6 protein-coding genes and 1 pseudogene are annotated in these 7722 nt (G+C 60.2%); 4 read left to right on the top strand and 3 right to left on the bottom strand.

Annotated elements, in window-relative coordinates; genetic code table 11:
• The first annotated feature begins 5 nt into the window (after positions 1 to 5).
• The 3 genes from APH41_RS13005 to APH41_RS13015 all read left to right on the top strand — a co-directional run bounded on the left by APH41_RS13005 (position 6) and on the right by APH41_RS13015 (position 4615).
• Complete coding sequence (locus APH41_RS13005; RefSeq protein ID WP_034126279.1) at positions 6 to 974, top strand: ABC transporter ATP-binding protein; 969 nt, start codon at positions 6 to 8, stop codon at positions 972 to 974.
• On the top strand, positions 974 to 1945 hold the full coding sequence (locus APH41_RS13010) for a peptide ABC transporter ATP-binding protein (protein ID WP_003188483.1): 972 nt from the start codon (positions 974 to 976) through the stop codon (positions 1943 to 1945). The genes APH41_RS13005 and APH41_RS13010 overlap by 1 nt, the downstream gene beginning before the upstream one ends.
• 411 nt (positions 1946 to 2356) lie before the next feature.
• Entirely contained in the window at positions 2357 to 4615 is a 2259-nt protein-coding gene (locus tag APH41_RS13015; protein WP_054919353.1) for a TonB-dependent siderophore receptor, read from the top strand.
• 79 nt (positions 4616 to 4694) lie between these two features.
• Here the strand turns inward: APH41_RS13015 and APH41_RS13020 are convergent, their stop codons facing one another.
• The 3 genes from APH41_RS13020 to APH41_RS13030 all read right to left on the bottom strand — a co-directional run bounded on the left by APH41_RS13020 (position 4695) and on the right by APH41_RS13030 (position 7027).
• On the bottom strand, positions 4695 to 4949 hold the full coding sequence (locus APH41_RS13020) for a hypothetical protein (RefSeq protein WP_034126277.1): 255 nt from the start codon (positions 4947 to 4949) through the stop codon (positions 4695 to 4697).
• Positions 4950 to 5044: 95 nt separating this feature from the next.
• Positions 5045 to 5290: a hypothetical protein gene (locus APH41_RS13025; RefSeq protein ID WP_034126276.1), complete on the bottom strand. Its 246-nt coding sequence runs from the start codon at positions 5288 to 5290 to the stop codon at positions 5045 to 5047.
• A 153-nt stretch (positions 5291 to 5443) separates the two neighbouring features.
• Positions 5444 to 7027, bottom strand: coding sequence for a peptide chain release factor 3 (locus tag APH41_RS13030; protein ID WP_034126275.1), 1584 nt, complete (start codon positions 7025 to 7027; stop codon positions 5444 to 5446).
• A gap of 331 nt (positions 7028 to 7358) precedes the next feature.
• On the opposite strand from APH41_RS13030, the pseudogene APH41_RS13035 reads away from it, so the two are divergent.
• Positions 7359 to 7722 (top strand): annotated as a pseudogene (locus tag APH41_RS13035) (ABC transporter permease); the annotation flags it as partial.

The following is a 7722-nucleotide window of genomic DNA, read 5'->3' on the forward strand; positions in this document are numbered from 1 at the left end:
TTCCCATGTCACTGTTAGAAATCAAGAATCTCAACGTGCGCTTCGGCGACAAGACCGCCGTGCCGGTGGTCGATGGCCTCGACATTTCCGTCGACAAAGGCGAAGTCCTGGCGATCGTTGGCGAGTCGGGCTCGGGTAAATCCGTGACCATGATGGCGCTGATGGGTCTGATCGAGCATCCCGGCATCGTTACCGCCGATGCGCTGAACTTCGACGGCAAGGACATGCTCAAGTTGAGCAACCGCCAGCGCCGCCAGATCGTCGGCAAAGACCTGGCGATGGTGTTCCAGGACCCGATGACCGCGTTGAACCCCAGCTACACCGTGGGTTTCCAGATCGAAGAAGTGCTGCGCCTGCATTTGAAAATGTCCGGCAAACAAGCACGCAAACGCGCCATCGAGCTGCTGGAAAAGGTCGAGATCCCAGGCGCTGCCAGCCGTATGGATGCCTACCCGCACCAATTGTCCGGCGGTATGAGCCAACGCGTGGCAATCGCCATGGCGATTGCCGGCGAGCCCAAGTTGCTGATCGCCGATGAGCCGACCACTGCGTTGGACGTGACCATCCAGGCGCAGATCATGGAACTGCTGCTGGCCCTGCAAAAAGAGCAGAACATGGGTCTGGTGCTGATCACTCACGACCTCGCGGTGGTTGCCGAAACCGCCCAGCGCGTGTGCGTGATGTACGCAGGCCAGGCGGTGGAAGTCGGCCAGGTGCCGCAGCTGTTCGACATTCCGGCACACCCGTACAGCGAAGCGTTGCTCAAGGCCATTCCCGAGCACAGCCTCGGCGCAACGCGCCTGGCCACGTTGCCGGGCATCGTGCCCGGCCGCTACGACCGTCCGCAGGGTTGCCTGCTGTCGCCACGCTGCCCGTACGTGCAGGACTCCTGCCGCGCCCAGCGGCCGGGCCTTGATCCGAAAAGCCACAGCCTTGCCCGCTGCTTCTACCCGCTGAACCAGGAGGTGGCGTAATGGCCGTCGTACTTACCGCCCGCGACCTCACCCGTCACTACGAAGTGTCCCGCGGCCTGTTCAAGGGTCATGCCACCGTGCGTGCCCTCAATGGTGTGTCTTTTGAGCTGGAAGCCGGCAAAACCCTCGCCGTGGTAGGCGAGTCGGGCTGTGGCAAATCCACCCTGGCCCGCGCCCTCACGCTGATTGAAGAGCCCTCGTCGGGCTCGTTGAAAATCGCCGGGCAAGAAGTGGCCGGCGCCGACAAGGCCCAGCGCAAGCAATTGCGCAAAGACGTGCAGATGGTGTTCCAGAGCCCCTATGCCTCGCTGAACCCACGCCAGAAAGTCGGTGATCAACTGGCCGAACCGCTGCTGATCAACACCAACCTGTCCGCCGCCGAACGCCGCGAGAAAGTGCAGGCGATGATGAAGCAAGTGGGCCTGCGCCCTGAGCATTATCAGCGCTACCCGCACATGTTCTCCGGCGGCCAGCGCCAGCGCATCGCGTTGGCCCGCGCCATGATGCTGCAACCCAAAGTGCTGGTGGCGGACGAACCGACATCGGCACTGGACGTGTCGATCCAGGCGCAGGTGCTCAACCTGTTCATGGATTTGCAGCAGGAATTCAACACCGCCTACGTGTTCATCTCCCACAACCTGGCGGTGGTGCAGCACGTGGCTGACGATGTGATGGTGATGTACCTCGGCCGCCCAGTGGAAGTGGGCCCCAAGGAAGACATCTACGCACGCCCGCTGCACCCCTACACCCAGGCGCTGCTGTCGGCCACGCCGACCATTCACCCGGACCCGAGCAAGCCGAAGATCAAGATCGTCGGCGAACTGCCCAACCCACTGAACCCGCCGCCTGGCTGCGCATTCCACAAGCGTTGCCCGTATGCGACGGCGCGTTGCAGCAGTGAAGAGCCGCTGTTGCGTCCTTTGGATAACCGGCAGGTGGCTTGCCACTACGCGGAGCAATTCGTGGCCTGAAGCAACACAACCTCCTCCTGTAGGAGCGAGCTTGCTCGCGAAAGACGTCAACGATAACGCGGGTAGTCTGGTTTAACGCGGTGTTCATACGTTCTTCGCGAGCAAGCTCGCTCCTACAGGGGCCGCGGTTTCAATGAGTTCCATCGCCCTTCCCGCCAGATTGCGCATCAGTCTGGCCGGAGGGGCTTTTTTTGCGCGTTTGTAACAAAGAACATACCGATTAAACCTCGCCCTTCACAGCCGCCAGCCTTGAAAACATTGAGCCAGAGCCTTAAGGAAAGTGTATAGATTGTAAATGCAATTTACTTCTGTTTGAGAATCAATACCATTACGGCGCATGGAGAGCGCTGGATGCACGAAAAAATTCAGACGACTCTCGTTCAATCGCCCCTCCTAAAGGACTTTGTGGACATGTCGTCTCAATTCAGGCTCAGCCATCTATCGTTGGCGTTTATCGCCACCCTTTCGTCCCCCGCGCTGCTGGCGCAGAGTGCGGAAAAAGAACGCGACAAGGTGCCGATCGGAGCGACAGACCTGCCTGTGGACGGCACACCCCAAGCCCTGGTGCTGGGCGAGACGCACGTGCTGGGCACCGCCGCCGAAGAACTCAAGCAAGCGCCCGGCGTGTCGATCATCACTGCCGAAGACATCAAGAAGCGCCCGCCCACCAACGACCTGTCGGAGATCATCCGTCGCGAGCCGGGCGTGAACCTGACCGGCAACAGTTCCAGCGGCAGCCGTGGCAATAACCGTCAGATCGACCTGCGGGGCATGGGCCCGGAAAACACCCTGATTCTGATCGATGGCAAACCGTCGACCTCGCGCAACGCCGTGCGTTATGGCTGGAGTGGCGACCGTGATACCCGTGGCGAAACCAACTGGGTACCGGCCGAAGAAGTCGAACGCATTGAAATCCTGCGCGGCCCGGCTGCTGCCCGTTATGGCTCCGGCGCCATGGGCGGGGTGATCAACATCATCACCAAACGCCCCACCGACCAACTGCACGGCTCGCTGACCGCCTACACCGCCTTCCCCGAAAACGATGCCGAAGGGGCGAGCAAGCGCACCAACTTCAACCTCAGCGGCCCGTTGACCCACACCCTGGCGTTCCGCGTCTATGGCGGCCTGAACAAGACCGATGCCGATGACGCCGACATCAACCGCGCAGCGCAAGCGACGCCGGACTCGTTGGTAGCCGGCCGCGAAGGTGTGCGCAACAAAGACGTGAATGGCTTGCTGAGCTGGCAGTTCACCCCCGAGCAAACCCTCGACCTGGAGGCCAGCTACAGCCGCCAGGGCAATATTTTCGCCGGCGACACCATGCTCAACGGCGGTGGCGCATTCGTGGAAAGCCTGGTGGGCAAGGAAACCAGTGTGATTCAGCGCAGCAGCTTTTCAGCCACGCACCGCGGCGAATTCGATTGGGGTTCGACCCTGGCCTCGTTGACCCACGACCTGACTCGCAACGAACGTCTAAACGAAGGCCTGGCCGGTTCCGGCGAAGGCGCGCCCTCCGCCAGCGCTGGTCGTTTCGAATCGCGCTTGCGTAATACCCGGGCCACTGCGCAGGTCAACCTGCCCCTGAGCGTCGGTGCCGAACAGGTGCTGACCCTGGGCAGCGAATACCTCTACGAGTCGATGAACGACCCAGGCTCGTTGCGCCCGCAAAGCTATGACCCGGGCACCGGCGGCGTACCCGCCATCCCGGGCGTCAGCCGCAACAGCACCAAGACCACCGCCTCGAGCTACGCCTTGTTTGCCGAGAACAACATCGAGTTGGGCAGCAAAACCGTCATCACGCCTGGCATGCGCTTCGACGATCATGAGGAATACGGCGGCAACTGGAGCCCCAGCTTCAATGCCTCGCACCAGTTGACCGACGAACTGAGCATCAAGGGCGGCATTGCCCGCGCCTACAAAACCCCCAACCTGTACCAGTCCAACCCGAACTATTTGCTCTACAGCCGTGGTAATGGCTGCAACGCCAGCGAAGCCAACATGGGCGGTTGCTATCTGGTGGGCAACCGGGACCTGAAGCCGGAAATCAGTGTCAACAAGGAAATCGGCCTGGCTTTCGACAAGGGCACCTGGCGCACCAGTGCGACGTATTTCCGTAATGACTACAAGAACAAGATCAACGCCAGTAACGAGGCGGCGTTCCGTCTGGGCAACGGCCGACGTGTATTGGAGTGGGAAAACAGCGGCCCAGCCTTGGTACAGGGCGTTGAAGGCAACCTGTTCGTCAGCCTGCGCGATGATTTGGACTTGAACACCAACCTGACCTATATGATCGACTCCAAGGACAAAGACACCGGCGAGCCCTTGAGCATCATCCCCAAGTACACCATCAACACCACGCTGGACTGGCAAGCCACTGACAAGCTGTCATTCCAGGTCAGCGGCACCTATTACGGCAAACAAGAAGCACCGACGCTCAACTCACGCAGCGCCAGCCGTTACGATCGCAGCGCCCAGCAGGACGTCGACCCGTACGGGTTGATGGGCCTGAGCAGCGGCTATGAGTTCAGCAAAAACCTGAGCGTGCGGGTGGGCATCAACAACCTGCTGGACAAGCGCCTGTCGCGCAAAGGCAACGCCGAGGATGCGGGCGCGCAGACTTATAACGAGCCGGGCCGTGCTTACTTTGCGTCGGTGACCACTTCGTTCTGAAGAAAAGGGCGGCCAATAAAAATGCCTTGGGGGTCCCTTCCAAGGCATTGATTGTTTGAAACGCTCCCCCTTGGTGAGCCTACGTCTGGCTATCGCCTTCGTCTGCGTCGTCGCTGTCAGGCTCGTCGGTGGTCGAGTCGTCATCGTCTTCGCTGCCACCCTGGCCTTTATCGCCTGGCTCCGCTTCGGACTTGGCCAACTGCAAGTCCGAAATCTGGCTACTCGCCACCATCTCTGGGCCATGCACCGGGGCGTGCGCCCAGGCCGTCGACATCCCCAACCACAACAGCACCAGCACCTTCATCAATAGCACTACGCGTTGAACAATACCCATGGTCGATTCCGTCCAGTCAATAGATGAATTCTGCCGGCAATAACTTGCCGCCACCCGCGTTGACGCTAGTCGCGATTCTGGATTTACGCCAGGCTTCAGGTCTCGCCGTCGTCATAGGTATCGCTGGCTTCCCCTTCGTTATAGGGGTTCTCCTGATCCTCCTTGGGCGCCGGTTGGACCTGGGGCTGCCAACTGCCGGAGTTGACCTCGTTGGCCTTTTTTTTGCTGACCGGACCGGTGTCTTTCCATTGGGGCGTGCCGGTATCGGCAAAAGTCGGAAAGGTCGTCGCTCCCAGGCTTGCCAGCAACACCAGATGGATGGCGAATCGAACATTTCGCACGGTGCTCTCCTTCACAGTCACTGTGTGAAAGCTAGACCCAATGCAGGGTTATCGCCAATTTCCAACCTTATAGAGACCAGACCCAGGGTAGTTGAAGCCAATAAAAAGGGGCGAAGCCATCACAGCTTCGCCCCTCTTTCACCCGCCCAGGCCTTAGTGGTGTTCGCGGGTCGCGCGGAATTTCACATCCGGCCAACGCTCTTCCATCAGCGCCAGGTTGACCCGGGTCGGGGCCAGGTAGGTCAGGTGACCACCGCCGTCGATCGCCAGGTTTTCCACGGCCTTGTTGGAGAACTCTTCCAACTTCTTCTTATCGCTGCAATCAATCCAGCGCGCCGAATACACGGTGATCGGCTCGTAGGAGCACTCCACCTTGTATTCCTCTTTCAAGCGGCTGGCGACCACGTCGAACTGCAGCACACCCACCGCGCCCAGGATGATGTCGTTGCTGCGCTCGGGGAAGAACACCTGGGTGGCGCCCTCTTCGGCCAATTGCTGCAAGCCCTGGCGCAGTTGCTTGGATTTGAGCGGATCACGCAGGCGCACGCGGCGGAACAGTTCCGGGGCGAAGTGCGGGATACCGGTGAAGCCCAGCGCTTCGCCTTCGGTGAAGGTGTCGCCGATCTGGATGGTGCCGTGGTTATGCAAACCGATGATGTCGCCGGCGTAGGCTTCTTCGAGCTGTTCACGCTCGGAGGAGAAGAACGTCAGGGCATCGCCAATGCGTACGTCCTTGCCGGTGCGCACATGGCGCATCTTCATGCCTTTTTCGTAGCGGCCGGAGCAGATACGCATGAAGGCGATACGGTCGCGGTGCTTGGGGTCCATGTTCGCCTGGATCTTGAACACGAAGCCGGTGAATTTCTCTTCCACCGGTTCCACGGTGCGCTCGTTGGCGACGCGGGCCAGCGGGCGCGGCGCCCAGTCCACAACGGCGTCGAGTACGTGGTCAACGCCGAAGTTGCCCAGGGCGGTCCCGAAGAACACCGGGGTCAACTGGCCGTCGAGAAACTCCTGCTGGTTGAACTCGTGGCAGGCGCCCTGCACCAGTTCCAGCTGGTCGACGAAACGATCGTACTCGTCGCCCAAGTGGGCGCGGGCTTCGTCGGAGTCGAGCTTTTCAATGATCTTGGTTTCGGTGCGTTCATGGCCGTGGCCGGCGGTGTAGACGATGATGTAGTCGTCGGCCAGGTGGTACACGCCCTTGAAGTCGCGATAGCAACCAATCGGCCAAGTGATCGGCGCGGCCTTGATCTTCAGGACGGCTTCGATTTCATCCAGCAGCTCGATGGGGTCGCGGATATCGCGGTCGAGTTTGTTGATGAAACTGACAATCGGCGTGTCACGCAGACGGCACACGTCCATCAGCGCGATGGTACGTGGCTCGACGCCTTTACCGCCGTCGAGGACCATCAGCGCCGAGTCCACCGCGGTGAGGGTGCGGTAGGTGTCTTCGGAGAAGTCTTCGTGCCCTGGGGTGTCGAGCAGGTTGATCATGTGCTCGCGATACGGGAACTGCATGACCGACGTGGTAATGGAAATACCCCGTTGCTTTTCCATTTCCATCCAGTCGGAGGTGGCATGGCGGTCGGATTTGCGCGATTTCACCGTGCCGGCTACCGCGATCGCCTTGCCCATCAGCAACAGCTTTTCGGTGATGGTGGTTTTACCGGCATCGGGGTGGGAAATAATGGCGAAAGTGCGGCGTTTCGCGACTTCGGCGGCCTGGTGGGTCATGGGAAATCGCCTGGCAGGTGAGTCAAAAAAGGGCGGCGAGTATAGCGCAAACGCGAGGGTACGGACCACCGTTGAGCCCATTGGGGGTGGCTAAATGCGCCCAAGTGTGGAACCTTTTAAAAGGTCGAGACGTCCACTCCCCTGCTACCGCACTCGGAACAGGGGCTGAAAAATCAGCAAGTTAGCCTGACGAGGCTGCGCTTATGGCTCGATCGCATACTGCATAGCCAGTATCGGCGAGCTGCTTTTCGCGAACTCATCAGAGGCAGCCAGGAATGGCATTGCCGCTCGGAAATGTGTTCGCCGACAAAAGAAAAAAAGGAGTCCGCCTGTGGCTATTCGCTATGGCAAAGGGCTGATAGGAGCAGTGGTTGTCGTCGCTCTCCTGGCCCTGCTGGTCCACTGGATCGGCATCAACACGATCGAACTGTACCGCGACGATTTGTTGTTTTACCTGCAAGCTCATCTGATTCTGGTTTTAGTCTCCATGCTGGCGGCCCTGATTGTGGGCATCCCCGCCGGTATCCTGCTCAGCCGACCCAACATGGTCGGGCGCGCAGAACGTTTCATGCAGATCTTCAACATCGGCAACACCGTCCCTCCCCTGGCCGTACTGGCCATCGCCCTCGGCGTCCTCGGCATCGGCAGCGGCCCGGCCATCTTCGCGCTGTTCCTTGCCTCGCTCCTGCCCATCG

Origin of the sequence: Pseudomonas sp. NBRC 111138 (assembly GCF_001320835.1) — a bacterium.
In the GTDB taxonomy this organism is placed as follows: Bacteria; Pseudomonadota; Gammaproteobacteria; order Pseudomonadales; family Pseudomonadaceae; genus Aquipseudomonas; species Aquipseudomonas paracarnis.